Source organism: Streptomyces sp. NPDC017991 (genome assembly GCF_044328075.1).
Classification (GTDB): domain Bacteria; phylum Actinomycetota; class Actinomycetes; order Streptomycetales; family Streptomycetaceae; genus Streptomyces.
The window spans coordinates 5791-30450 of record NZ_JBIRGP010000019.1 but is presented as its reverse complement, the minus strand read 5'-3'; the positions used below and the strand labels follow the sequence as shown (position 1 = coordinate 30450).

Below are 24660 nucleotides of genomic sequence, written 5' to 3'. Positions count from 1 at the left end.
AACGGCTGACGCGTGAGGGCCGCACCCGGGCGGGTGCGGCCCTCACGATGACGGGTGACTCTCGGACGCCCAGGGGGCTCGCGACGAATCTCAGCGGTGGTGGGGAGACGTCAGGTAGTGCTGTCGCAGGAGCTCCTTCCCGTAGTCGTTGCCGTTCGGGGTGCGGATGATCGAGTGCACGTGCATCTGGGTCGCGCCACTGCCCTGCGAGGCGCCGTACGCGCCCGCGAGCGGGCCCGGGGCCTGGCAGTCGACCTCCACCCAGACGACCGGGCTGTGCACCCGGACGTAGAAGGCCGAGTCGTCCGCGATGCCGCCCGCCCAGGTGACGTACGTGTCGTTCAGACGGGCCCGGACCTCGGCCAGTCGGGCCTCGGCGACATCGGCCCTGGCCCGGCCGGCGAAGGCCTCGACGATGCCGAGGAGCTTGAGCTTCTGGGCGCCGGTGAGGGCCGTGCCGCGGATGCCGGTGTACTCCTGGACGGCGTTGTCGGCGAAGGCGCCCGCCTTCATGGACTCGTTCGACTTGGTCGTGGACTCGACCGCGACCGTCCGCTGGGCCTCGGTGAGGGAGTTGATGAAGGCGAGGCTCGCCGTGACCTCCTCCTTGCACACGGAGACGGTCGTGCCGTCGATCTCGATCTCGGTCGGCTCCGAGCCCCAGAAGCAGGGGCTCATGACGACCTGGCCGCCGAGCACGAAGTAGTTGATGACCAGGTGGTGCCCGTCGAACTGGAAGCCCCAGGGCTCGGTGGCGGACGGCGTGCCCATCACCGTGTAGTGGAAGGCCTCCTCGTTGAAGGAGTCCGTGTTGTCGATCGCCTCCCCCGCGGCCTGGTTGATCCGGCGGATCCTCTCCGTGGTCTCCAGTCCTTCGGCACTGAGCGCCGACTTCAGCAGGGCCTTGCCGAGCGCCTGCTGCTCGTCGGAGAGGTCGGCGATCGAGACGCCCTGACGGTCGTACGCGTCGACGTTGCTCCACAGCCGCCACTCGGTGGAGTGGACGGTGAACTGCGTCGACGACTTCTGCGTGGCGCTCAGTCCGGCCAGGAAGGCGTTGGCCGCGGCGATCACCGGGGCGGTCGCGACACCCTCGGAGTGGACCGTGAACAGGTCGTCGATCTTCCTGCCGTCGGTGGTCAGGCCGAAGAAGTCCTCGGTGACGGACTGATTGCCGGGGCCTCCGGCGCCGGCGGGGGCTCCGCTGGGAGCTCCGCTCGGGGTGCCGCTCGGGGTGCCGCTCGGGTCCGCCGAGGCGGTGGCGCCAGTCTCGTCGGCGGCGAGGGCGGCCCAGGCGCCGGCCCCGCCCATCGTCGCGACCGCGGTGGCGCCGCCGGCGAAGAAGACCTTGCGCATGAAGTTCCGCCGGTCCGCGTGGGCCTGACGGCCTGTCCGCGGCTCGTGTGCCCCGGGCTCCTCGCCGTCGAACTCCGTCGTCGCAACCGGCCGCTCCTGCTCCGCCATGGGCCAACCCCTCTTCACCGTGGGCCGATCCCTGCCGGACGGCCGCGCGGGACGACTGTGGGGCGGGAACCTGAGTCTCACCTGAAGTGGGGGGGGTGGTGGGCGGTGGGGTTGGGTGCGGGTGCGTTGTGGCTGGTCGCGCAGTTCCCCGCGCCCCTTCAGGGCGAAAGATCGCGCAGTTCCCCGCGCCCCTGAGGGGCAAAGGCCGGGGCGCAGCCCCGCCTTTGAGGGGCGCGGGGAACTGCGCGACCAGCCCCCACGCGCCCGCACAGGACTCCCGGCCCGCAGGCCCCGCCCGCGCCCCTGAGTGGGCCGGAGTGGGGCCCCGCCCCGCCTTTGAGGGGCGCGGGGAACTGCGCGGCCAGCCCCCACGCGCCCGCACAGGACTCCCGGCCCGCAGGCCCCGCCCGCGCCCCTGAGCGGGCCGGAGTGGGGCCCCGCCCCGCCATTGAGGGGCGCGGGGAACTGCGCGACCAGCCCCCACGCGCCCGCACAGGACTCCCGGCCTGCGGGAGCCGCCCGGGCCCCTGAGTGGGCCGGGGTGGGGCCCCGCCGTGCCGGGGCCCCGTCCTGCTCGGTGGTCAGCGTGGATCGGGGGCGGGGGCCCCTCGGGGCACGTCGGGTCGTGGTGCGCCCGTGGCCGGCACCGCCGGAGGTGTCGCCGGAGGTGTCGCCGAGGGTGCCTCCAGGAGCACGTGGGACGGCGGCAGGGTGAGGGTGAACTCCGTGCGCCCCGGCTCGCTCCGTACGTCTATGCGGCCGCCGTGCGCTGCCGCGATGGCCGCGACGATGGCCAGGCCCAGTCCGGAGCCGCCGTCGGCGGGGGCGTTGCGGGAACGGGAGACGTCACCACGGGTGAAGCGTTCGAAGACCGCGGGCAGCAGGTGCCGCGGGATGCCGGGGCCGTCGTCGCGGACGCGGATCACGCAGTGCGCCTCCGTGGCCTCCACCGAGGCGACGACCGTCGTGCCAGCGGGCGTGTGTACCCGCGCGTTGGCCAACAGGTTGGCCACCACCTGATGGAGGCGGGCCTCGTCGCCGAGGACGAGCGCGGGGGTGTCGAGGAGCAGCGCCAGTTGCCAGTCGTGGCCGCCGCCCGCCGCCCGCGCGTCCCACACGGCCTCGGCGACCAACGCCGCGAGGTCGACCTCGGACGACTGGAGCGGGCGCCCCTCGTCGAGCCTGGCGAGCAGCAGCAGGTCCTCCACGAGGCCCGTCATGCGCGCCGACTCGGCCGAGACCCGCCGCCAGGCAAGCGTGGGCTCGATCCGCTGCGTGCCGCGGTTCATCAGCTCCGCGTATCCGGCGATGGACGCGAGCGGCGTACGGAGTTCATGGCTGGCGTCCGCGAGGAAGCGGCGCATGCGTTCCTCGCTGCGCTGGCGCTCGGCGAGCGAGGACTCCACGTGGTCGATCATGCGGTTGAGCGCGGCGCCGACCTGCCCGGCCTCGCTGCCGGGGTAGGTGTCCCGTTCGCGTACCCGGGTGAGGCCGGTGACCGCGCCCCGGCCCAGCGGAACCCGCGAGACCTCGACGGCGGTGGCGGCCACCCGGCCGAGCGGCCGCAGTTGACGGCGTATCACCACGGCGCAGACCACGCCCGCGGCGGCCAGGCCGAGGCCGCCCGCCACGGCCTCGATCAGGACCAGGCCGCCGATCATGTCCTGTACGTCGTCCATCGGGAGCCCGGTGAGTACGGGGACGCCGTCGCCCGCGATGGCGGTCACACGGTAGGTGCCGAGGCTGGGGATCGTACGGGTGTGCAGGGATCCGTCGGTGGCGATGCCGTCCAGGGCGGCGCGCTGGGCGGTGGTGAGGGTCTGCTGCGTACCGTCGTCCGTGACCACCTGGGCCGCGATGACCTGTCCGGTCCCATCGCCATCGGCATCGGTGTCGGCATCGGTGTCGGTGTCGAAGCGGGCGGCGAGTGTGCCGACCGCCTGTCCGCGCTCGTTCAGGAAGTCGAGGTCCGTGTCGTCGCCCGTGCGGCGCTGCAGTCCGCCCTGGCTGCGCTCGGCGGCGTCGGTGACGCGCTGGTCGAGATTGCCCATCAGATAGGCGCGCTGGGCGAGGACGGTGGTGAGCGCCATCGCCGCGCAGACGACGACCAGGATGCCGCCGATGAAGAGCAGGAGGCGGGTGCGCAGTGAACGCCGCTCCGGCAGGCGCAGCCTCATCTGCCGGCCCCCGGCGGTCTGATGGCGTACCCGACGCCCCGTACGGTGTGGATCATCGGCGTCCGCCCCTTGTCGATCTTGCGGCGGAGGCTGGAGATGTAGACCTCGACGAGGTTCCCTCCGCCGTCGAAGCAGCTGCTCCACACGTGGTCGAGGATCTGGGTCTTGCTCAGCACCTGGCGCGGATGGCTCAGCAGCAGGCCGAGCAGGTCGAACTCCTTGGCGGTGAGCTGGACGTGCGTACCGTCGCGGTGCACCTCCCGGGTCTCCTCGGTCAGCACCAGGTCCCCCAGGGCGAGCACCGAACCGCCGGACCCGGTGGCTTCGGCACCCGACCGCCGCAGCAGTCCGCGCAGCCGCAGCACGACCTCCTCCAGGGAGAAGGGCTTCGTCACGTAGTCGTCGGCGCCGGAGGCGAGGCCGTCGATGCGGTGTTCCAGCGCGTCGCGCGCGGTGAGCATCAGGACGGGCAGCTTCGGGTTCTCCTGGCGCAGCCGGCGCAGGACCTGGATTCCGTCCAGGTCGGGGAGCATGCCGTCGAGGACCACGGCGTGCGGGGCGCGGGCGCGTGCGACGCGCAGCGCGGACTGTCCGTCCGCCACCGGGTAGGGCCGCCAGCCGGCTTCCGTGACGGCCACGGAGAGCAGCTCCGTCAGACCTGGTTCGTCGTCGACGATCAGCACGCGGACGGGCTCGCTTCGGGTGCCAGACATGTAGTGATCCTGTCCCGTTCGGCTGGCAGCACCCTGTGCCCCACCTGAGCCACACCCGTGCGTCAGCGCGTCCGCGCGCCGTTGAAAAGGTGCGGGTCCGCTGTAGCTGGCCGCGCCGTTCCCCGCGCCCCTGAACAGTGCGGGTCCGCTCTGGCTGGCCGCGCAGTTCCCCGCGCCCCTGAAAAGCGCGGGTCCGCTGTAGCTGGCCGCGCAGTTCCCCGCGCCCCTGAACAGTGCGGGTCCGCTCTGGCTGGCCGCGCCGTTCCCCGCGCCCCTTCTGGGGCGAGGGCTCGGCTGCGGCCCTGCCCCTCAGGGGCGCGGGGAACGGCGCAATCTTTTAGGGGCGCGGGGAACGGCGCAGTCCTTTCGGGGGCGCGGGGAACGGCGCGAACGGGGCTGGTCGCGACTGCCGGCGCACCCGCCCGTCGCCCCGTACACCCCGCGCCACCCCACGCACGGCGAAGGACCGCACCCCCGGACGTACGGGAGTGCGGCCCTCGACTGCCGTGCGCGGAGCGCCTACTTGGTGATCAGGCTGCGCAGCACGTACTGCAGGATGCCGCCGTTGCGGTAGTAGTCGGCCTCACCGGGAGTGTCGATGCGGACGACCGCGTCGAACTCCACACCGGTGTCGGTGGTGACCTTGACCGTACGCGGGGTGGTCCCCTCGTTCAGCTCGGTGATGCCGGTGAAGGAGAAGGCCTCCTCGCCGGTCAGACCCAGGGACTCGGCGGTCTGCCCCTCCGGGTACTGCAGCGGGATGACCCCCATGCCGATGAGGTTCGAGCGGTGGATGCGCTCGTACGACTCGGCGATGACGGCCTTGACGCCGAGGAGCGCGGTGCCCTTGGCGGCCCAGTCGCGGGACGAGCCGGAGCCGTACTCCTTGCCGGCCAGGATGGCCAGCGGGGTGCCCTGCTCGATGTAGTTGCGCGAGGCGTCGTAGATGAAGGAGACGGGGGCGTCCTCCTTCGTGAAGTCGCGGGTGTAGCCGCCCTCGGTGCCCGGCGCGATCTGGTTGCGCAGGCGGATGTTGGCGAACGTGCCGCGGATCATGACCTCGTGGTTGCCGCGCCGCGAGCCGTAGCTGTTGAAGTCACGACGCTCCACACCGTGCTCGGTGAGGTACTTGCCGGCCGGGGTGTCGGCCTTGATGGCACCGGCCGGGGAGATGTGGTCGGTGGTGACCGAATCGCCCAGCTTGGCGAGCACGCGCGCGCCGGTGATGTCGGAGACCGGGGTGGTCTCCATCGTCATGCCCTCGAAGTACGGGGGCTTGCGCACGTAGGTGGACTGCGCGTCCCACTCGAAGGTGTTGCCGGTGGGGATGGAGAGCGCCTGCCACTGGGCGTCGCCCGCGAAGACGTCCTGGTAGGACTTGTTGAACATGTCCTCGCCGATGGTGTTCGCCACCACGTCGTTGACCTCGGCCTCGGTCGGCCAGATGTCTTCGAGGAAGACCGGCTTGCCGTCCTGGTCGGCGCCCAGCGCGTCCTTGGTGATGTCCACCTTCATGGAGCCCGCGATGGCGTACGCGACGACCAGCGGCGGGGAGGCCAGGTAGTTCATCTTGACGTCGGGGTTGATCCGGCCCTCGAAGTTCCGGTTGCCGGAGAGGACCGAGGTGACCGCGAGGTCGTGCTCGTTGACGGCCTTGGAGACCTCCTCCGGCAGCGGGCCGGAGTTGCCGATGCAGGTGGTGCAGCCGTAGCCGACGAGGTTGAAGCCGATCTTGTCGAGGTAGGGGGTGAGCCCCGCCTTGTCGAGGTAGTCGGTGACGACCTTGGAGCCGGGCGCGAGGGTGGTCTTGACCCAGGGCTTGCGGGTCAGGCCCTTCTCCACGGCCTTCTTCGCGACGAGCGCGGCGGCGACCATGACGTACGGGTTCGAGGTGTTGGTGCAGGAGGTGATCGCGGCGACGGTGACGGCGCCGTGGTCGATCTCGTACGTCGAGCCGTCGGCGGCCGTGACCGTGGTCGGGCGGGACGGCACGCCGTTGGTGGTGGCCGGGGCGTCGGAGGCCGGGAAGGACTCCTTGCCCGCCTCGTCGTCGTCCTCGACGTAGTTGCGGACGTCCTGCGCGAACTTCTGCGAGGCGTTGGCGAGGACGATGCGGTCCTGCGGGCGCTTCGGTCCGGCGATCGACGGGACGACCGTCGACAGGTCCAGCTCCAGCTTCTCGGAGAAGTCGGGCTCGGCGGCCGGATCGAGCCAGAGGCCCTGCTCCTTGGCGTACGCCTCGACGAGCGCGACCTGCTGCTCGTCGCGGCCGGTCAGCCGCAGGTACTTCAGGGTCTCGTCGTCGATCGGGAAGATCGCGGCGGTGGAGCCGAACTCCGGCGACATGTTGCCGATGGTGGCGCGGTTGGCGAGGCTCGTGGCCGCCACACCCTCGCCGTAGAACTCGACGAACTTGCCGACGACACCGTGCTTGCGCAGCATCTCGGTGATGGTGAGCACGAGGTCCGTGGCGGTGGTGCCGGGCGTGAGCTCACCGGTCAGCTTGAAGCCGACGACACGCGGGATGAGCATGGAGACCGGCTGGCCGAGCATCGCGGCCTCGGCCTCGATGCCGCCGACGCCCCAGCCGAGCACACCGAGGCCGTTGACCATGGTGGTGTGGGAGTCGGTGCCGACCAGCGTGTCGGGGTACGCCTGGCCCTTGCGGACCATGACCGTACGCGCCAGGTGCTCGATGTTGACCTGGTGGACGATGCCGGTGCCCGGCGGGACGACCTTGAACTCGTCGAAGGCGGTCTGGCCCCAGCGCAGGAACTGGTAGCGCTCCTTGTTGCGGCCGTACTCCAGCTCGACGTTCTGGGCGAACGCGTCGTGGGTGCCGAACTTGTCGGCGATGACGGAGTGGTCGATGACCAGCTCGGCCGGGGCCAGCGGGTTGATCTTCGCCGGGTCGCCGCCGAGTTCCTTCACGGCCTCACGCATGGTGGCGAGGTCCACGACGCAGGGCACGCCGGTGAAGTCCTGCATGATCACGCGGGCCGGCGTGAACTGGATCTCCTGGCTGGGCTGGGCCTGCGAGTCCCATCCGCCGAGAGCACGGATGTGGTCGGCGGTGATGTTCGCGCCGTCCTCGGTACGGAGCAGGTTCTCCAGCAGGACCTTGAGGCTGTACGGAAGGCGGGCCGAGCCTTCCACCTTGTCCAGCCGGAAGATCTCGTAGGACTCGTCGCCCACGCTGAGCGTGCTACGGGCGTCGAAGCTGTTCGCCGACACGACAGTCTCCTTCATTCATGTGCGCGTACCACCGCATCCTGCCGCCACGCCCTCTTGGCCGATCCGCTAAGGTCAAGCTAAGTTAGGTAACCCTTACCGGTTCCGGGCGGCTGCGGCACGCCTCGGCAGATATCTCGATGTCGAGATAACTCTAGTACATGACCACGGGACGGTCATGCCCGGAGGCCTGTGACCGCTCTCATCCGATCGTGTCGCGCACGGTGCGAACCGGACGGGTGGCCGTGACGCGGGCCTCGTAAACCGGTGACGCCCATGAGTCGGTGACACTCCACAGCACTCCACCCGCGCGCCCGGACGCCGAGCGAGAAGCCCCCCTCGGCCGGGACGGGGCCGGTCCGGGGCCGGACCGCGGCCGAACCCGGCCCGCCCGCAAGGGCGTTCGGCGTGCCGACCGGTATTCGGGGTACCCGGCAGCGGACGACGACGAAGGGGGCACCCATGCCGCTCACATTCCGCAAGAGCTTCCGGATCCTGCCCGGAGTACGGCTGAACATCAACAAGAAGTCGTGGTCCGTCACCACGGGCGGCAAGAACGGTCCCAAGCACACGCACAGCAGCACGGGGCGCCGGACGACCTCGATGGACCTTCCCGGCCCCTTCGGCTGGCGGCGCACCACCCGCGCCAAGCGCCACTGAGGCACCGTCACCCCATCGGACCCCTCCGGGTGCGACATCTCATATCTGAGATAGCCTGCCGTCATGGCAGACGACTACCTCGTACGCATCGGCAAGCTCATCCGTGACGCCCGGCAGCATCGGGGCTGGACACAGACGCAGCTGGCCGAGGCGCTCAGCACCAGCCAGAGCGCGGTGAACCGTATCGAGCGCGGCAACCAGAACATCAGCCTTGAGATGATCGCTCGAATCGGTGAAGCGCTGGACAGCGAGATCGTCTCGCTCGGCTACGCCGGCCCGATGCATCTCCGGGTGGTCGGCGGACGTCGGCTCTCCGGCTCGATCGACGTCAAGACCAGCAAGAACGCGTGCGTGGCGCTGCTCTGTGCGACGCTCCTGAACAAGGGCCGCACGGTGCTGCGCCGCGTCGCGCGCATCGAGGAGGTGTACCGCCTTCTGGAGGTACTGGGCTCCATCGGCGTACGCACCCGGTGGATCAACGGTGGCGTGGACCTGGAGATCGTGCCACCGGCCGAGCTGGACATGGCGTCGATCGACGAGACGGCGGCCCGCCGCACCCGCTCGATCATCATGTTCCTCGGCCCGCTGCTGCACCGCATGGACGGCTTCAAGCTGCCGTACGCGGGCGGCTGCGACCTCGGTACGCGGACCATCGAGCCGCACATGATCGCGCTGCGCCGGTTCGGTCTGGACATCGCGGCCACCGAGGGCATGTACCACGCGCGGGTGGACCGCAAGGTGACCCCGGGCCGCCCCATCGTGCTGACCGAGCGCGGCGACACGGTGACGGAGAACGCGCTGCTGGCCGCCGCCCGCCACGGGGGCACGACGGTCATCCGCAACGCGTCGTCGAACTACATGGTCCAGGACCTGTGCTTCTTCCTGGAGGCGCTGGGCGTACGGGTGGAGGGCATCGGCACCACGACGCTCACCGTGCACGGCGTGCCGAACATCGACGTGGACGTGGACTACTCGCCGTCCGAGGACCCGGTCGAGGCGATGAGCCTGCTGGCCGCCGCGGTCGTCACCGAGTCCGAGCTGACCGTGCGCCGCGTCCCCATCGAGTTCCTGGAGATCGAGCTGGCGGTCCTGGAGGAGATGGGCCTCGACCACGACCGCACGGCGGAGTACGTCGCCGACAACGGCCGTACGCGCCTGGTGGACCTGACCGTCCGCCCCTCGAAGCTCGAAGCCCCGATCGACAAGATCCACCCGATGCCCTTCCCCGGCCTGAACATCGACAACGTCCCGTTCTTCGCGGCGATCGCGGCCTCCGCGCAGGGCCAGACGCTGATCCACGACTGGGTGTACGACAACCGCGCGATCTACCTCACGGACCTGAACCGCCTCGGCGGCCGTCTCCAGCTCCTCGACCCGCACCGCGTCCTGGTCGAGGGCCCCACCCGCTGGCGGGCCGCGGAGATGATGTGCCCGCCGGCCCTGCGCCCCGCGGTGGTGGTCCTCCTGGCGATGATGGCGGCGGAGGGCACATCGGTCCTCCGCAACGTGTACGTGATCAACCGCGGCTACGAGGACCTGGCGGAGCGGCTCAACTCGGTGGGGGCGCAGATCGAGATCTTCCGGGACATTTGATGAGCGGATGCCGCCGCACCCCGTCTGACCTGCTACTCAGCGGGTCAGGGAGGGGTGCGGCGGCATCTCTGGGACTTGCCGGGACTTCGCGCCCGCGACGGGCTACGGGCTACGGGCTACGGGCCAGGCTCCACAGACTCTGCCGACCGGCCGCGGCTACGCGAAGACCTCGTCGACGGCAGCCGTGCCCCGCGCGCTGGCGCGGGGCAGGAAGTGGGAGTACTTCCGCCGTGTGCACGCGGGATCGGCGTCCTCGGGCGCGGCGTCGGCCGCTTCACGAACGGCCGCGAGCCCCAGCAAGCGGCCCGACCCGGCCCCGCTCCGCCAACTCCCCGATCAACAGGGTGATGCGCCCGCCGAGCGTGATGAGGTCCTGGATGAACGTCTCCAGGTACTGGATCAGCCGGTCCTTGTACGCGAGGAACGCCTCGACCTCGATGTCGTGCAGGTCGATGGTGCGTTGCCGCGAGCCCATGAAAAGGCACGGGCGTTGTCGGTGAGGTCGGTGAACCGCGCCGTCAGCACGGACAGGGCGACATACGCCTTGGCCGGGTCGGGCTCGTCCTCCCCGGCGATCACGAGGAGTGCGCGCAACTGCGTGACGATGTCGTGCGGCGCGACCGCCTGGAGTTCGCCACGCAGCCCCAGTAGATGAACCGCCCGCGGTAGAAGTCCTCGACCGCCGTCACCCGAGCGTGGTCCGGGTCGGCCCGCGGAGTGCCCCGGCCGACGAACTTGTCCAGCGCCTGCGCCACCGCCTCGACACCGGCGGGCCGGCTGCCCGCGTCCAACGCGGCGTACACGTCCTCCGGCCGCAGATGCACCGCGAACCGCTCCTCGGCGACGAGGAACGCACGTATCAGCTGGCGGTAGAGGGGGCGTTGGGGGCGGCGAGGTGGACGAAGGGGCTGTAGTCGCTGGAGGTCATCTCGGTACATTCTTCCACTCCGCTCACTCCGCCCACGACCTCACAGGGAGTCGTGAACACGCACTCCGTCCACACCGTCCTACCGGGCCCTCCACACCGGAGGTGCCGGCCCCGGCGGGTGGCGAGTGCCGCGACGAGAAGCGGTCCCCGGCCACCGGTGTCCTCGGCGCCGAGGCGGGCAGTGCCTCCGGGTCCGGCGGCGTGTGTTCGGCGCGGCTGTCGGTGACCTCGATCCTGACCGTGCGGGCGGATGCCGTACGGGATGCCCCAGGCGCCCAGGCGGCGCACGGTCGGTCGGCGCGCAAGGCGGGCACCGCGTGGGGTGGAGGTGAACCGCATCGCGAAGACGGGACACAAGATTGCGTCGAGGCCGTGGCCGATACCGTAACCGTGCGCATCCGTGACCCCAAGTCCGCGACCGGCACCGCCGTCCAGGTGTCATGTGAGGCGTGGACGGGGTTCGCCGGGTAAGCCTGCCTGTTGTACCAAGTGCCGTCTTGACGATCCTCGGGCCCACCGCCCCGATACCTTCGCGAACCATCGAGGGATCGGCGTTCACGCAGATCAAAGCACCCCGTGCGCTGGTTGCCAGGCGCTGCGGCGTGGTCGGCCGGTGTACAGACCCTGCCGGGGCCCTGGTGCGCGGAGTGGCGGCCTGACAGGCTAGTTTGCTCGGATGAGTCTCCTTGACGATGTGGCCGAGCGCGACGGCTGGCGATGCTGGGTGTGTGACGAAGCGGTCGACCCCGACGAGTCGGTGAACGACCCTCGGGGGCCCAGCGTCGACAGCCGGACGGCCGACCGGAAGGCCAAGGTCGCCGAGCGGCTCGCGCACCGCGGATGCAACAGCCGCAAGGGCGCGGTAAAGGTGGTCATCGCCTGGCCGGACGGCCTGTACGTGGTCGAACCCGCGCCGCTGATCACCGTTGCCGCGAGGCTGGAGCGCAAGGGGGGCCGCGAGATGGTGGGGCGCTGTCCGACCCGGCGGGACGCCCAGGAGGCGGCGGACTGGCTGGTGGACCGGTTCTCCCGGCTGGTACCGGGGTTGCCGGTGACCGCCGACATCGAGCCGGGCGGCGGCCAGTTCCTCGTCACCCTGGCCACCGGCCGCCGCTGAATGAGGGATCACCGGCGCACACTCGCGTCGACCGGAACCGCCGGCCCACACCGGCCTGTCCTAGCACGTGCCGACCGGCCTCGCTCCCCTGCTCCGAATCCGTCGCCCCGGCGCTGACAGCAATGTGAACCGATCAGCTGCCTCACCGGTCGAGGGACAGGCCGGTACTCGGTTCGGGCCTTCGGCCGGCTCGTAGGAACGTGCTTCTACCGTGTTCGTGGCCGGGCCTTCGAAACGTCGGCCGCCGAAGTCCGCACCGTGGGCGGCGAGTCCGCCGTAGGCGCCCGGGACGTCGCCGCCTGCCGATATGCAGCGACCTCTGACAGCCTTGCGGACGCTGCGACACCGTAGGCCGTCCGGGGTGGTGAGGAAGCACCGGTCGGCGCCGACCTCGTGAGCCGCTGCTGAACACTGTCGGAATCACGCGTCTGTCGCGCCGTACGGTTGGCCGTGTCCTGGTCGGCCCCTTGGCCGATCCGGTCATTCACCCTGGTGTCGAGAACCGGGCTGGTGCCGGAAGTCCGTGGTGCGGTGGCCCTGCTTCGGTTCCGGCCATGGCTCTCGAAGACCTGGGGCTCAGTTCCCGTAGGGGCCGCCGTCAAAGTCCTGTAGAGATTCCGTACCGCCTTTGCGAGATATCTGGCGAAGCTCCTGGCGAGAACTGCCAGATGTGATCCCGCGCCGACGGCGTCCCGGGCTCGGGGTGTGGGATCGGACCGTCCGGTCCCTTGCACACCAGGTGCCGGTCGGCTCGGCCGGGCCGCGAGCGAGGCCTCAGCCGCCGGAGGTGACGTCGGTATGGGCGGAACAGTGGAGCTCGGGAGCCGTGGTTCCGGCGGTGCTGCGGTCGGCGATGGTGCCCGTGACGCCTGCTCTCCTGGCGGGAAGCCGGGTTCATTCTGGAGGTGTACCTCGATCTTGACTTCCAGGCTCTCCAGAACCTGCCTGATCGGAGCCTGGTACGAGTCGAAGCCGGGCGTCGTCCGCGAGAACTCAAGTTCCTGCTGCCGGGACTCCAACTGCTGGAACAGGCGTTCCAGATCACTCCGCCACTGCTGCCGCCGGGCGGGTTCGCCATGGAGCATGCTCGACAGTCGCATCGCGCCCTTGTCGAACGCTCGAATCACCTCCGCCGAGCCCTCGGCGATGGCTCTCTGGATCTCCACGCTGACTTCATGACGTTCTTGTGGAGAAAGGGCGGCAAGTATCGATTCGACATTCCGGCGGTCCACCGCCTGCTTCGCAGGGAGCCCCAGGGCGGCATGAGAATCCACGTCGATGACGGCCTGCGCAATCGCTGCGGCTTGGTCACCGAGGGAAGAAGACGTCATACAAGAACCTCGCCGTCAGGGTGATCGTCAGTTGCCCTGTCTCACATGACGGACCGTGCGGCACCTCGGTTCACCATCTGCGCGGATCTGGGCACGGTTCCTTCACGGGCCGGCCCGGCTCTCGCCTCGTAGCCCCCTGTCAGCATGCCGAGCAGGGGGCTACGAGGGCAGACAGCGCACCACTGAAGGCGTGGACGCCATGGCCGTGCAGGAAATGTCAGTGGTTCCGTCCGGTCACCATGGCCGCCACGGCGAGTAGCGAGTCCCGTGCCTCCGCTGGAAGACCGAGCATGCCGAGAATGCGTTCCGTCTCTGCGAGACAGCCCGCGACGGCGCGGTGTGCCTCAGCCAGCCCTCCGGCTTCTTCGATCAGTGAGGCGACTTCCACGAGTTCGGACTGCGACAGAGGCTCGGTCGCCCTGTAGAAGGCGCGAAGCCTGTCCGCGGCCGCACCGTCCGCGGACAGGGCTGCCACAACCGGGTAGGTCTTCTTACGGCGCACCAGGTCGGAGCGACCCGATTTGCCGGTTTTCCGCGGATCGCCCCAGATTCCCAGGATGTCATCGCTGATCTGGAACGCCAGGCCCAGCCGTGTGCCAAAGTGCGCCAGTCCCTCGACGAGGGTTTTGGAACCGCCGACGACCTCGGCACCGATCGCACAGGAGGAGGCCATCAGCGCGGCCGTCTTGCCACCGGCCATGGCCTCGTATTCCGTGACAGTGACCTGCTTCCCCTCTTCGAACGCAAGGTCCAGACGCTGCCCCGCGATGAGTTGCTGAGTGTCCGCTGCGAGCCTGCGCAGGGCACTGATCGCACCGGGAGTGGGCCTCGCCAGCAGCGCCGAATGGCTCAGGCTCAACAAGGCATCACCGGCAAGAAGGGCCATGGGCACGCCGAAAGCCTTCCATGCTGTCGGGCGGTGCCGGCGCTCTTCGTCACCGTCCATGATGTCGTCGTGCAGCAACGAGAAGGCATGCACCATCTCTGTAGCCGCGGCCGCGTGCACCGCATCCGCAACGTCACCACCGGCGGCTCGTGCTGAGAGCAGGACCAGCGCGGGCCGCAGCAGTTTTCCGGTGTTTCCGTCAGCGGGCCTCCCATCGGCGTTCACCCAGCCCTGGTGATAGGCGCAGACGCGCCGCACCTCGGGATCGAGGTCCTCCAGGAGCTCACGCATGACAGGCAGTACGAGTTCGCGTGCGTCGTCAAGTGTTTCCGCACAGCGGTGGGTGAGTGCCGTTGCGGGAGGGGCCTTTGACAACCTCTGGCTCCGGACATGCGCGAGGTGTTGTGCCATGGCGTTTCCTTTTTCTGAGCTACGGGGCTGAGAGCTGGTGGACGACGGAGCCGATCACGACGACAGACTGTCTGCGTAGCGGGGTGATCCGAGATGCCATCGCAGACTTCCTGAGATCCACAGTTTCAGTCCGTCGATGAAGTTGCTCAGCGCGAAGAACTCGTTCGATGCGAGCAGCAGTCGCTGATTGCGGTCGAACTCCCGCGTGCGTACCGCGTTCATCTCGGTGGCCGCTTCGAGAGCCGCCTGCCAGTCCATCCCGATGGCACCACGCAGTACGGCCACGAGGTTGTTCATCTCGCCGTGCCGGATTTCCTTGGCGATGGACAGCACGTCGTTGGTCCAGCAGATGATGTCGTTGGCAGCCGCACGCAGTGCGAGTACGGGATCGGCTCCGGCGATGAGAGGAATCAGATAGGCGCCGGGCTGACGCTCGATCAAGTCCATACACGTCTCCACCGCGCCACTTGAGCGGCGCAGCGCGACGTACGGTCCCAGGTCGGGCGCCTCATCGGTCCGGGATTGCGCGAGTGCGCTCCCGTATGACCGCGCGTACTGGTCCACGTGTGTTCGGAAGCGTTCGCGCAGGAGACGTGGCATAGCGGGAGCCAGTTCACGCCACAGGTCCACCAATGCCGCAGTGACCGGGGTGGTCGGTATTTTCAGGGCCGGTCCGTCGAGAGGCAGGTAGTCCAGGACACCTCCATCGATCCCGCCGGCGGTCGGCGCGCGATTCTCGTCGAACTCGTCGTCGGCGATGAACAGCCATGTGAGCCACTTCGCGTACACCAGCAAGTCGGGGGCATCCGGGTACACCAGAGCCGCGCACTCCCCGAATCGGGCGCCGCCGAACCGTTCAGCGATGACCGGATCGGACAGCAGCCCGTATTTCTCCGCCCAGGCATGCAACTGCAGTTCCACGTCTTCTACAGATACCAGCGCATTCCGTCGGTAGTCGTACGGGCACCAGAGACGCATTGGATCAATGGTGGCAATAGTCATCCAGTCAGCTCCTTGCATGATCGTTGCCGTCGGGCCATTGCCGGGTCGTGGATGAGCCGCCCTTGACGAAACGCGATGCGCTACGAACTGACTACGCTCCGCTCCTGCCCCTCCGGGGCCGCGCGTCCAGTAGCGACGGCAAGGAGCCTGTCGTGAGTATGCCAAGCGAAACTCCCGCATTGCCGCACTGGACCACCGGTCGGGCCGGCCTTCGAGCGTCATTACGTACCCGCAGCAAACGGGTTCACGTTCTCATCGAACTTTTCGCGATCTCCCGAAAGGGAGAGATGCCGGGTGAATCAACCATTGGGATTCATCCTTTTTTGCACCACTTCTCACATCTTCGAATGATCTCAGTCGATTATTCGCAACCATCCGATTTTCAGGGCTCGGAGCCCAACTCCCGAGCCCCGGCAGCCGCGGCTGTCGACACGCCACAAGGACCGGACCGCCGACTGCGTCAACCCCTCTTCGGCAACCGTCGGCAGGGATACACCGGCCGCCCGTCTGCGCACCAGGTTTCGTCATGCCTGGGAGGTGAACCAGCCGGACCGCACGCCCGTACCTGCCCGGCCGCCATGGAAAAGAAAACCGCCTGCTGAATGGATGCTTCAGCCGGACTGAGGCCCACTCCGGACGCGGAAGCAGCTTCATCCCGGCAAAGCTCTCTGGGCAGCGAACCTCCGTCCCCCTGCCGCGCGGGCCTGCCGTCCGGACCGGAGCGGTTTGTGAGGAGCCGGTGTGCCGGCCCGGATCCCGGCCGCCGGCCGTGTCGGCGCCCCGGTCGGTGTCTCGCTCCGGACTCGAAGCGGCGCGTCAGTCCACGGGGAGCTCTCAGCCAACAGAGCAGGCAAGGAGCAAGAAAGCTGTCCGAAAGGGTCGGAACAGATTCGGAACAGATTCGTCGAGTAAAAATAGGTGAGAAGTCCGACCCGGCCAATACATATTCAGGAGTCACAGTGACCGACAAGAAGATCATCGCCATTGCGGGAGCAACTGGTTCGCAAGGCGGCGGACTGGCCCGGGCAATCCTGGCGGATCCGGAAAATGAGTTCTCGGTGCGCGCGCTCACCCGGGAAGTGGATTCCGTGGCCGCGAAAGATCTCGAACGCCAGGGTGCGGAACTGGTCAAGGTGGACCTGGAGAGCCAGGACGAGATATCCCAGGCGTTCGAAGGGGCCTACGGAGCGTACTGTGTGACCTTTTACTGGCAGCATCTGTCTGCCGAGAAGGAAACGGTGCACGCCGCGAACTTGGCCGCTGGAGCCCAGGCGGCAGGCGTCAAGCACGTGATCTGGTCCACCCTTGAGGACTCTCGTGCTCTCATACCGCTGGGAAGCGGGCGCATGCCGGTACTCGACGGCAGGTACAACGTTCCGCACGCCGACGTCAAGGCCGAGTCGAACAAGCTGTTCTCGCGTCTCGGGGTGCCGACCACATTCCTGCAGACATCGTTCTACTGGGAAAACTTCATCAATCTGAATCTTGGGCCTCAGAGGGCACAGGATGGAAAGCTGTGGTTCACGCTTCCCATCGGGGATGCCGTGCTCTCCGGGATCTCATCGAAGGACATCGGCAAGTGCGCGCTGGGAATCTTCAAGCGTGGTCCTGAGATGGTGGGTGAAACAGTCAGCATTGCCGGGGAGCACCTGTCGGGAGCTGAGATGGCTGCCGAGCTGGCAGCGGCGCTGGGCGAACAGGTTCTGTACTCTCCGCTCAAGCCCGCGGATTTTCGCGAGTTCGGGTTTCCCGGTGCGAATGACCTCGCGAACATGTTCCAGTACCAGGCGGACTGCAGCGATGCGCTGGTGGAGGCCCGCGACATCGAAATCAGCAGGTCGCTCAACCCTGAATTGCAGGACTTCTCCACCTGGCTCAAGCACAACAAGGCCTTGATCCCCCTCGGTTAGGGTTGATCCTTCCGAAAGCGCCGCGAAGCGCCGACTCCCCGTAGAGGAGCAGCCGGTGCCGCCCGGCCGGAATGGGCGGCCGAGCGGCGCAGGCGGTCTCGGCACAGATGCCGGGCCTTGTGGCACGCCGACGCACGTGTCATCGCAGTACCGGTGAGGCACGGCTTGACGGCCAGTCGGCACTCAGGCCCTGCTCTCCCGTCGGCAGGCCACGAGTCAGCTGCTCCTGACTCCAGCAAGCCGAAGTCCGCAAGCATCTCAGCCAGTTACCTACGCCGTCATCGCCGCTTTCGCCGTCCTCTCCTGTTTCTTTGTTCCAGGAGTGAACCGGCACCGGCGCGCGGCCGTTTCCTCTGATGTAAGCAACGTGGATCGCAGTCCTCCTTCCACTCGTTCACGTGGATGAGCAGCAATGATGCCGCGACTGCGACCTCGGCCGTTTTTGAAATCCACAGAAGGAACAAACAAGCTCATGAAGAAGACGTTTCTCGCAGCAGTCGGCGTGACCGCATCTCTCGCGGTCGGCGCGTTCTTCGTAGTCCCGAACCTCATGGACGAAGAGCCGAAGAAGACGACTGCGGAGATTTCCTCCCAGTTCTTCACCAGCATCGATCCGGAAGCCCTTGAGTCCCTGCAGGGCCTTGCTCTGAGCAGCGACTTCGAGGTCAGCAGCACAAACTCCGTCGTCCTGGCCGGCGCGCAGCGAAACCTCACCGACTCCGGGTTCAACGACAAGGTTTCGACGGTCATGAACCTTGGTGACACCACGTACTGCCTCTACCACGACACGGATTTCCAGGGTTCTCCTTTCGAGATAGCCCCCCGTGCCACGATCGTGTTCGAAGGAGGCTTTGCCAGTCACAACGACAAGATGTCCTCGATGAAGCCTTGTTGAGGCTCCGGCTCGCGCAACTGGGCCCTCCTGTGAGGCTCTCGGTGAATCGCGGTCGTCGATGAGGCGAACTCAGCCTGCCAGCGGTACCGATGTGTCGACGAGCAAGGGCTGTACGGGGTGGCGGGCAGGCGGCTCCCGGCCCGACAACGAGAGTTCGGAGCACGGCACTTGCCGTCTGCCGCCCGCCCGGGCTCTGCTCGTCGCGGGCCGTTGGTCCTGCTGGTCCTGGTTCACCTGTGGTGTGGCGCTGTGTACGCCTGGTTCGCGGCGAGGTCCGGTATCAGGACCGTGTGCCTGTACATGTGCCGTGCCGTCCGGGGTGCCGACCGCCCTCCCACGGACACCGGCCGCGGCCATAAAGGCATTCCGGGTGAAGCCGCCCCCTCCCCGGACGGCACCCCGCTCTACTGAGAGGCTGCTTCATCGTCATGGACTGGAAACCGCGCGCCGCGGCGCTGGCCGACGCCGTCGTACATCCGGCGTCGCGCTGGCACCAGCCGCTCGCTGACGTCCCGCGGCACCTGTTCGTGCCCAACTGGTGGGGCTACCGGCCCGGATCCGGCTGGACCCTGAGCGGCGGCGCCGCCGAACCCGGCCGGTGGGCGGATGCCGTCTACGCCGACCGCACCCTGGTGACCCGTGTCGGACCGCTGCACGCCGATCACGCCACCGAGGCGGACCACCCGGAGGGAGCGCCCACCTCCTCCAGTACCCTGCCCTCCCTCGTCGTGACGATGTACCGGCACGCCATGATCACCGACGGTACGGATGTGCTGTGCGTGACCGGCACCGGCTACGGAACCGCACTGCTCTCCCGTCGGATCGGTGACCGCAGGGTGACCAGCATCGACATCGACCCCCACCTGGTCGACACGGCCCGCGGTCGCCTCGACCTCATCGGAGCGCGCCCCCTGGTGCGCGTAGCCGACATCACCGGCCCCCTGCCCGGCACGTTCGACCGGATCGTGTCCACGGTCGGGCTGCCCGGTGTCCCGCCGCATTGGCTGAGTTCGCTGCGTGGCGGCGGACGCCTCGTCACCAACCTGGCCGCCACCGGGCTGGTGATCACCGCCGACAAGACCTCCGACGGCGGCGCCCGCGGGTGTGTCACCTGGGAACCGGCCGGATTCATGGCCACCCGCACCGGCCGGGACTACCCTGCGCCGGCCGGCACCCGGCACGCCTGGACCGACGACGCCGACGACGTCACCACCGGCCGCCACCCCGTGGTCCCGGTGGCCCGGACTTGGGAACTGCTGACCTGCCTGGCCCTGGCGGCGCCCGGCGTGCAGCACTCGTACAGCGAGGACAGGGACGGGGTAAGGACGGCCGTCATGGTCCACCCGGACGGTTCCTGGGCCCGTGCCACCGGCTGCCGCGGCAAACGCCCCACGGTCCACCAGAGCGGCCCCCGCCGTCTGTGGGACACCCTCGACGCCATCCGGCACGACTGGCTCAGCGACGGGTCCCTGCCCGTCTACGGCGCCACCGTCACCATCGACCCCGACGCGACCCTGCACCTCACCCGGGGCACCTGGAGAACGACCATTCCGGCCGCCGCGTCACCGACCGGACCGAACACCGGGGTCGGCAACGACACTGTTCACATCGCGACTTGACCCCGCCTCCGCCGCACCGGAGTTTTCCGGTCCTCCTGCCGACAGCGGGATGTTCCGGCCTGCGAAAAACCTGCCGGTGCCACGTGCACGCAAAGGGATACCCCGCCGCAATCGGTCGCGTTTTCCACTGGATCTGCAGGTAATTCCCGAGGGCCGGTGTCCACGGTTTCCACTCCCGGAAGAAAAGCCCGTCGAACAGGTCCACTGTCCGAAGCAGCCAATTCCCGGAAAGCGCTCGAAGTGACTAAAACGCCCGAAGCCTGTGCGTGAACCCGGCGTCGACAGCAGACGTTAGTACGTGAGACGGATCCCGCCCCCTCTGCCGGAACCGTAAGTCATACGAGCCAACGGCGCGATGGAGAGAAAATGCCCGAGCTGAAAATGAGTAGGCGCACGAAAGTGACCGCGGCCGGCCTGACGCTGACGGCGGTCGCCGCGTTGGTTGTCGTGAACGTCGACAGCGCCGAGAACTCCGATGGCAAGGCCGGGCTGTCGTCAGCCGCTGCCTCGCCGTCGGCCACCCCGCTGCTGGACGAGACCGTGGCCGCGGTCGCCAAGACGCTCCACGTGAACAGGAACCAGGCCGGGGACCGGCTCGTCCAGCAGGCCAGGATGATCGCGTTGAACACGACCGTCGAGCCGACGCTCAAGGACAGCTGGAGCGCGGGCACGTGGCTCGACCGCAAGAGCGGCAATCTGGTGGTGGCCGTCACCAATGAGCGCAGGGCCGCCGAGGTCCGGGCGCGAGACGCCGAGCCACGACTGGTCGAGCGGTCGGCGCAGGATCTGCGGAATGTGCGCTCCCGTGTGGAGCGGCTACTGGCGCGCCGATCGGTCGAGCAGGCGACGACCTTCATCGATGTGACCAAGAACGTCGTGGTGATTCAGGCGCAACGGTCGGATCTGCCCGGGGCGGTCGCCTCGGAACTGGGCCGGACGTTCCCGGGCGCGATCGATGTCCGTTACCGGAGTGGCCGTATCGCCCCCGTGGCGATCTCCAGTGGTGACGAGATCACCGGAAGCAAGATCTGTTCCGCCGGGTGGTGGGTGCGCAGCGCCGACGCCCGGCAGAACAAGGACTACGTCATGACGGCCGGGCACTGCGTGGTCGACGACGCGGCCGGTCAGACATGGAGACACGCGGACGGGGAGTTCGGCCCGTCCGCACTGTTCCGGCGCGACAGCTCCGACTGGGCTCTCATCCCTGTGGCCGATGAGGCCGTCGCGGACCAGCTCTCCGCCACGGTTCCCGCCGGTCCGACGACCCTCAGCATTTCCAGGGTGGCCTCCCCCGAGTCTTTCGTCGTCGGGTCGATCGTCTGTAAGCGAGGAAGGACGACCGCGCTCACCTGCGGCCGCATCACCGCTCACAACGCTTCGGTGCCCGTCGACACGTCGGAGGCCGTCGACCACACCCTGCTCGGAGTGACGATGGCGGCCCTCGTGGCTGACGAAGGCGACAGCGGCGGTCCGGTCTTCGTCCTTGATCCGCGTGGAGACGACACGGTGATCGCGATCGGTATCGCCAGCGTAAGCGCTCCGGGAAAGGATCCGACGAACGACCTGATGATCTTTCAGCCGCTCCCGAGGGCTCTCGCGGAGTCGGGCACGGTCCTGGTTACCGACCCCGACTCGCGCTGACGCCACGGGCTGTGTGACCTGCTGGCGACGGGTCCCAGCTCTCCGGTCGAGGTGGAGGCCGAACACTTCTCACGATCGCAAAAGCGCCTCCTGGAACAGAGCGGTAACCCTGCCGACGGGTCCCGCCGGTTCACGCGGGAGGCGCTTTCCGCTTGCAGAACCGGTTCGCGTTCCGGCTCTTCGCCCCCCCTGCGCTGACGACACGGAGGCGACCGGGCGCTCCGGGACATCCGCGCCGACGGCTCTGACCGAGGTGACGAGACCGACGTCTGCGTACTCCCCTGTCCTCGGGCCCTTCGCGAAGTCCTCGTACGGCGTCCGACGGCACCGTCCGCCGCCGGCCGCGCTACGCGCGACTCGTGCCGGGCCTGCCCCGACCGCGTACCCGGAACCTCCGGCAACGACATCAGCCTGAATCAGCCTCCGCCGGATCAGCCGCCTCTGTGAAGCGTGGGGCTGATCCGGTCACCTGACCCGCACGGCCGCTGCCTGTCAGGCCAGGCTGAACTTCTCGGCGTGCACCTGCCGGACAGGAACCTTCAGTTGCCGGAGGCTGCCGAGCACGGCCGAGGTCATGGCGGGCGGGCCGCAGACGTACACGTCGCGTTCGGTGATGTCGGGGACCAGGGCGCGGAGGTTGTCCGGCTCGAACGGCAGGGCTCCTTCCCGGGTCTGACCGGTGAGCAGATGCAGGCGCCCGCCGCGGGCATCCACCAGTTCTCGCACCTCATCGCCCAGGATGGCGTTGTTCTCGGTACGCACCCGGTAGAGCACGACGATGTCGCCGGCCGGCTCCTCCTCCAGCAGGGCCCGGATCGGGGTGATCCCCATCCCGCCGGCGATCAGCAGCACACCGGGACGCGATCGGTGCAAAGAGGTGAGCGCTCCGTACGGACCCTCCAGGAACGCGCGTGAACCCACCGGCAGTTGCCGCAGACCGGCGCTGGTGGCGCCCACCGCCTTGGCGCTCAGGCGCAGCGTGTGACCGTCGGGCGCCGCCGACAGCGAGAACGGGTTCGCCAGCCACCAGTGGTTGTGTCCGGGAAAGCGCCAGACGAAGAACTGGCCGGCCCGAGCGGGCAACTGATCCAGGTGGCGGCCGGTGACGTGTACCGATACCACGTCGTGCGACTCGGGCACGACGGCCGCGACGTGGAATCGGTGGTAGGCGTTGCGCCGGACCGGCACGATGATCCGCCCGATCAGCAGGGCGCCGAAGGCGAACAGCCACAGGGCCCACCAGTAGACCGTGGCGAACGCGGAGGACGTGAAGGTGGTGGTCTCCAGCAGTTGGTGGACGAACGCCGCCCCCAGAGCTATGTACAGCAGCAGGTGCAGGCCGTGCCAGGTCTCATAGCGCAGCCGGCGCCGCAGGGGGCGGGTGGACACCACAGCGATCACGATGATGACGGCGGCGGCGAGCATGCCCAGCAGGGAGGCGGGCACTCCACTCAGCACGAAGAACGTCTTCAGCATCGGTGCGTCGTCGAGCCTGGCGTAGCCGAGCACGACCAGTGTGGCGTGGGTGAGGATGGTCCACAGCAGGGTGAAGCCGATCCACCGGTGCCACAGCGTCAGCCGGTCCATCCCGATACGTCGGTCCAGCCACGGTATGCGGGCCACCAGCAGCAACTGAAAGACCATCAGCAGGGCCGCCTGCAGGCCGAAGAACTTGGCGACGCCCAGGGTCCCGTTCTTGCCGGCGACACCGGTGGAGAACAGGACCTCGACAATCACCACGTTGACGACGGCGAACGTCCACAGCGCCCACTGCGCCGCGACGACCGGCGCCAAGGTGCTGTGTCGCACCCGTGAACTCGTCACCATTTTCGTTACCCCTCATCGTCGCGTAACGGCACTGGGCGGACGACGCCCGTAACGCCACGGAGAACAGGAGTTCCAGCCTGTTGCGGAACCCCACTCGGTTGTGGAACGGAAGTCGGCACGGATCGGTTCAGTCAATCAGTGCTGGTCACTCTTTCTCCGTCCCCGGCACACTCCGGTCTGTCCGCTGCCGTGACTGAACCGCAGCTGTCGGCCCGCCGTAGACGGAGACGGACGGGAAGCTGAGCTGCCTTCCCCGAACCTGGAGAGATATGAGCCCCGAACACATCGCGCTCTGGAACGCCTACATAGCCCTCACCCCTGAGGAGCGCGGAAGAAGTCAAAAAGACATTGCCACACTTGTCATAGGGACGGTAAACAGGACGCTCGCGATCGAGGGCAGGCCGCCGATGAAGGAAAGTACCTAGAAAAATGGGTACTTGAGCACTATCAAGCAAATCTACGACAGGGATCCGAATCCGCAGCCGAAGCAGATGCCCGGGTTCGCGAATCCGGCACAGGCACAAGGCCGGGTCCCAGCGGAGTCACAAGCGCAGGCCCAGGCGCGGTTCCGAGCACAGGCCCAGGTACAACAAGCAGGCATGGGATGCCCATGCCCGCGCCCATGCCCGCGCACGTGGTAGGACGACCCTGGGCACAGCAGGACCCGGCACAGACAGCGGACCGCGTGTGGATGGGCGTCCCCGTCGCACCGCCGGCAGCCCACGTCCCGAGGCCCGACCGAGTCGCGGAGTGGGTGCACGCGACACGCGACGTCGCCGAACCGATCTCACCCACCGCTCTCTCGCCGAACAGCGTCGCGTCCGCGGCGGGGCTGGCCTCTCCCGGTGCCCGTAGCGCGTCATCCGACAGCAGCAGGGACAGCGGGGTGGGCGCTGATCCGCACCACATGACGTACCCGACGTCGAATGTTCGTGGAGAAGCCCGGCCCCATCAGCGCGGCAAGTGACCGGGCAGGATCCGGCGGTCGTCACAAGGATGTTCGTTCCAGGACGAGGACGAGGACGAGTTGGGCGATGCCTCGTCCCGGGAAACCGGACGGTCTGAAACCGGCGGCAGGCAGCGCCCCGGCCGCCCCTGCGGTGGGAACGACGCGGGCCTCCGCGGAGCGGTGAGACGTGGGGGCCCCCCCCCCGGGGGCGGGGGGGGGGGGCGCGCCCCCCCCCGGGGGGGGGGGGGCGCCCCGGGGGGGGGGGGGGGGCCCCGCCCCCCCCCCCCCCGCGCAGCGGCGCCGGGC

The 24660-nt window shown here is 68.5% G+C and carries 17 protein-coding genes and 1 pseudogene; 9 read left to right on the top strand and 9 right to left on the bottom strand.

Annotation, left to right across the window (positions count from 1 at the left end):
* Nucleotides 1-90 precede the first annotated feature (90 nt).
* From ACH4DZ_RS40320 to acnA, 4 genes are all read right to left on the bottom strand, one after another.
* The gene (locus ACH4DZ_RS40320) at nucleotides 91-1464 is read right to left on the bottom strand and encodes a DUF3500 domain-containing protein (RefSeq protein ID WP_398294041.1); all 1374 of its coding nucleotides are present in this window, start codon (nucleotides 1462-1464) and stop codon (nucleotides 91-93) included.
* A 581-nt stretch (nucleotides 1465-2045) separates the two neighbouring features.
* Nucleotides 2046-3641, bottom strand: a complete 1596-nt coding sequence (locus ACH4DZ_RS40315; RefSeq protein ID WP_398294039.1) for a sensor histidine kinase — start codon at nucleotides 3639-3641, stop codon at nucleotides 2046-2048.
* Nucleotides 3638-4354 carry a response regulator transcription factor gene (locus ACH4DZ_RS40310; protein WP_398294037.1) on the bottom strand — a complete coding sequence of 239 codons (717 nt, stop codon included), beginning with the start codon at nucleotides 4352-4354 and terminating at the stop codon, nucleotides 3638-3640. The genes ACH4DZ_RS40315 and ACH4DZ_RS40310 overlap by 4 nt, the downstream gene beginning before the upstream one ends.
* Before the next feature lie 519 nt (nucleotides 4355-4873).
* Nucleotides 4874-7588: an aconitate hydratase AcnA gene (gene acnA, locus ACH4DZ_RS40305; RefSeq protein ID WP_398294035.1), complete on the bottom strand. Its 2715-nt coding sequence runs from the start codon at nucleotides 7586-7588 to the stop codon at nucleotides 4874-4876.
* A gap of 459 nt (nucleotides 7589-8047) precedes the next feature.
* Here acnA and ACH4DZ_RS40300 point away from each other — a divergent pair, with 459 nt between their 5' ends.
* Together ACH4DZ_RS40300 and ACH4DZ_RS40295 are read left to right on the top strand one after the other, a co-directional pair.
* The gene (locus ACH4DZ_RS40300) at nucleotides 8048-8245 is read left to right on the top strand and encodes a DUF4236 domain-containing protein (RefSeq protein ID WP_107022172.1); all 198 of its coding nucleotides are present in this window, start codon (nucleotides 8048-8050) and stop codon (nucleotides 8243-8245) included.
* A 63-nt stretch (nucleotides 8246-8308) separates the two neighbouring features.
* Nucleotides 8309-9838: a helix-turn-helix domain-containing protein gene (locus ACH4DZ_RS40295; protein WP_398294033.1), complete on the top strand. Its 1530-nt coding sequence runs from the start codon at nucleotides 8309-8311 to the stop codon at nucleotides 9836-9838.
* Nucleotides 9839-10112: 274 nt separating this feature from the next.
* On the opposite strand, the gene ACH4DZ_RS40290 is transcribed toward ACH4DZ_RS40295, so the two are convergent.
* Entirely contained in the window at nucleotides 10113-10313 is a 201-nt protein-coding gene (locus tag ACH4DZ_RS40290) for a DUF2397 family protein (RefSeq protein ID WP_398294031.1), read from the bottom strand.
* Nucleotides 10238-10776: pseudogene (locus ACH4DZ_RS40285) on the bottom strand (DUF2397 family protein). The gene ACH4DZ_RS40290 and the pseudogene ACH4DZ_RS40285 overlap by 76 nt, the downstream one beginning before the upstream one ends.
* Before the next feature lie 92 nt (nucleotides 10777-10868).
* Here ACH4DZ_RS40285 and ACH4DZ_RS40280 point away from each other — a divergent pair.
* The 3 genes from ACH4DZ_RS40280 (at nucleotide 10869) to ACH4DZ_RS40270 (ending at nucleotide 13238) form a co-directional block, all read left to right on the top strand.
* Nucleotides 10869-11237 carry a hypothetical protein gene (locus ACH4DZ_RS40280; protein ID WP_398294029.1) on the top strand — a complete coding sequence of 123 codons (369 nt, stop codon included), beginning with the start codon at nucleotides 10869-10871 and terminating at the stop codon, nucleotides 11235-11237.
* Nucleotides 11238-11442: 205 nt separating this feature from the next.
* The gene (locus tag ACH4DZ_RS40275) at nucleotides 11443-11883 is read left to right on the top strand and encodes a hypothetical protein (protein WP_398294027.1); all 441 of its coding nucleotides are present in this window, start codon (nucleotides 11443-11445) and stop codon (nucleotides 11881-11883) included.
* Nucleotides 11884-12788: 905 nt separating this feature from the next.
* On the top strand, nucleotides 12789-13238 hold the full coding sequence (locus ACH4DZ_RS40270) for a hypothetical protein (RefSeq protein WP_398294025.1): 450 nt from the start codon (nucleotides 12789-12791) through the stop codon (nucleotides 13236-13238).
* A 193-nt stretch (nucleotides 13239-13431) separates the two neighbouring features.
* On the opposite strand, the gene ACH4DZ_RS40265 is transcribed toward ACH4DZ_RS40270, so the two are convergent.
* Both ACH4DZ_RS40265 and ACH4DZ_RS40260 read right to left on the bottom strand, forming a co-directional pair.
* Nucleotides 13432-14391: a polyprenyl synthetase family protein gene (locus ACH4DZ_RS40265; protein ID WP_398294023.1), complete on the bottom strand. Its 960-nt coding sequence runs from the start codon at nucleotides 14389-14391 to the stop codon at nucleotides 13432-13434.
* Nucleotides 14392-14565: 174 nt separating this feature from the next.
* Nucleotides 14566-15513 (bottom strand): hypothetical protein, encoded by a 948-nt coding sequence (locus ACH4DZ_RS40260; RefSeq protein ID WP_398294021.1) that lies wholly within the window; start codon nucleotides 15511-15513, stop codon nucleotides 14566-14568.
* A 959-nt stretch (nucleotides 15514-16472) separates the two neighbouring features.
* Here ACH4DZ_RS40260 and ACH4DZ_RS40255 point away from each other — a divergent pair.
* From ACH4DZ_RS40255 to ACH4DZ_RS40240, 4 genes are all read left to right on the top strand, one after another.
* A complete protein-coding gene (locus ACH4DZ_RS40255) occupies nucleotides 16473-17423 on the top strand; it encodes an NmrA family NAD(P)-binding protein (protein WP_398294019.1) in 951 nt (316 codons plus the stop codon).
* 472 nt (nucleotides 17424-17895) lie between these two features.
* The gene (locus ACH4DZ_RS40250) at nucleotides 17896-18318 is read left to right on the top strand and encodes a hypothetical protein (protein WP_398294018.1); all 423 of its coding nucleotides are present in this window, start codon (nucleotides 17896-17898) and stop codon (nucleotides 18316-18318) included.
* Nucleotides 18319-18746: 428 nt separating this feature from the next.
* Complete coding sequence (locus ACH4DZ_RS40245) at nucleotides 18747-19937, top strand: protein-L-isoaspartate O-methyltransferase (protein WP_398294016.1); 1191 nt, start codon at nucleotides 18747-18749, stop codon at nucleotides 19935-19937.
* Between the two features lie 366 nt (nucleotides 19938-20303).
* Complete coding sequence (locus ACH4DZ_RS40240; protein WP_398294014.1) at nucleotides 20304-21578, top strand: S1 family peptidase; 1275 nt, start codon at nucleotides 20304-20306, stop codon at nucleotides 21576-21578.
* A gap of 492 nt (nucleotides 21579-22070) precedes the next feature.
* Here ACH4DZ_RS40240 and ACH4DZ_RS40235 read toward each other — a convergent pair whose 3' ends face one another.
* Nucleotides 22071-23405, bottom strand: coding sequence for a ferric reductase-like transmembrane domain-containing protein (locus ACH4DZ_RS40235; RefSeq protein ID WP_398294012.1), 1335 nt, complete (start codon nucleotides 23403-23405; stop codon nucleotides 22071-22073).
* Between the last annotated feature and the right edge of the window lie 1255 nt (nucleotides 23406-24660).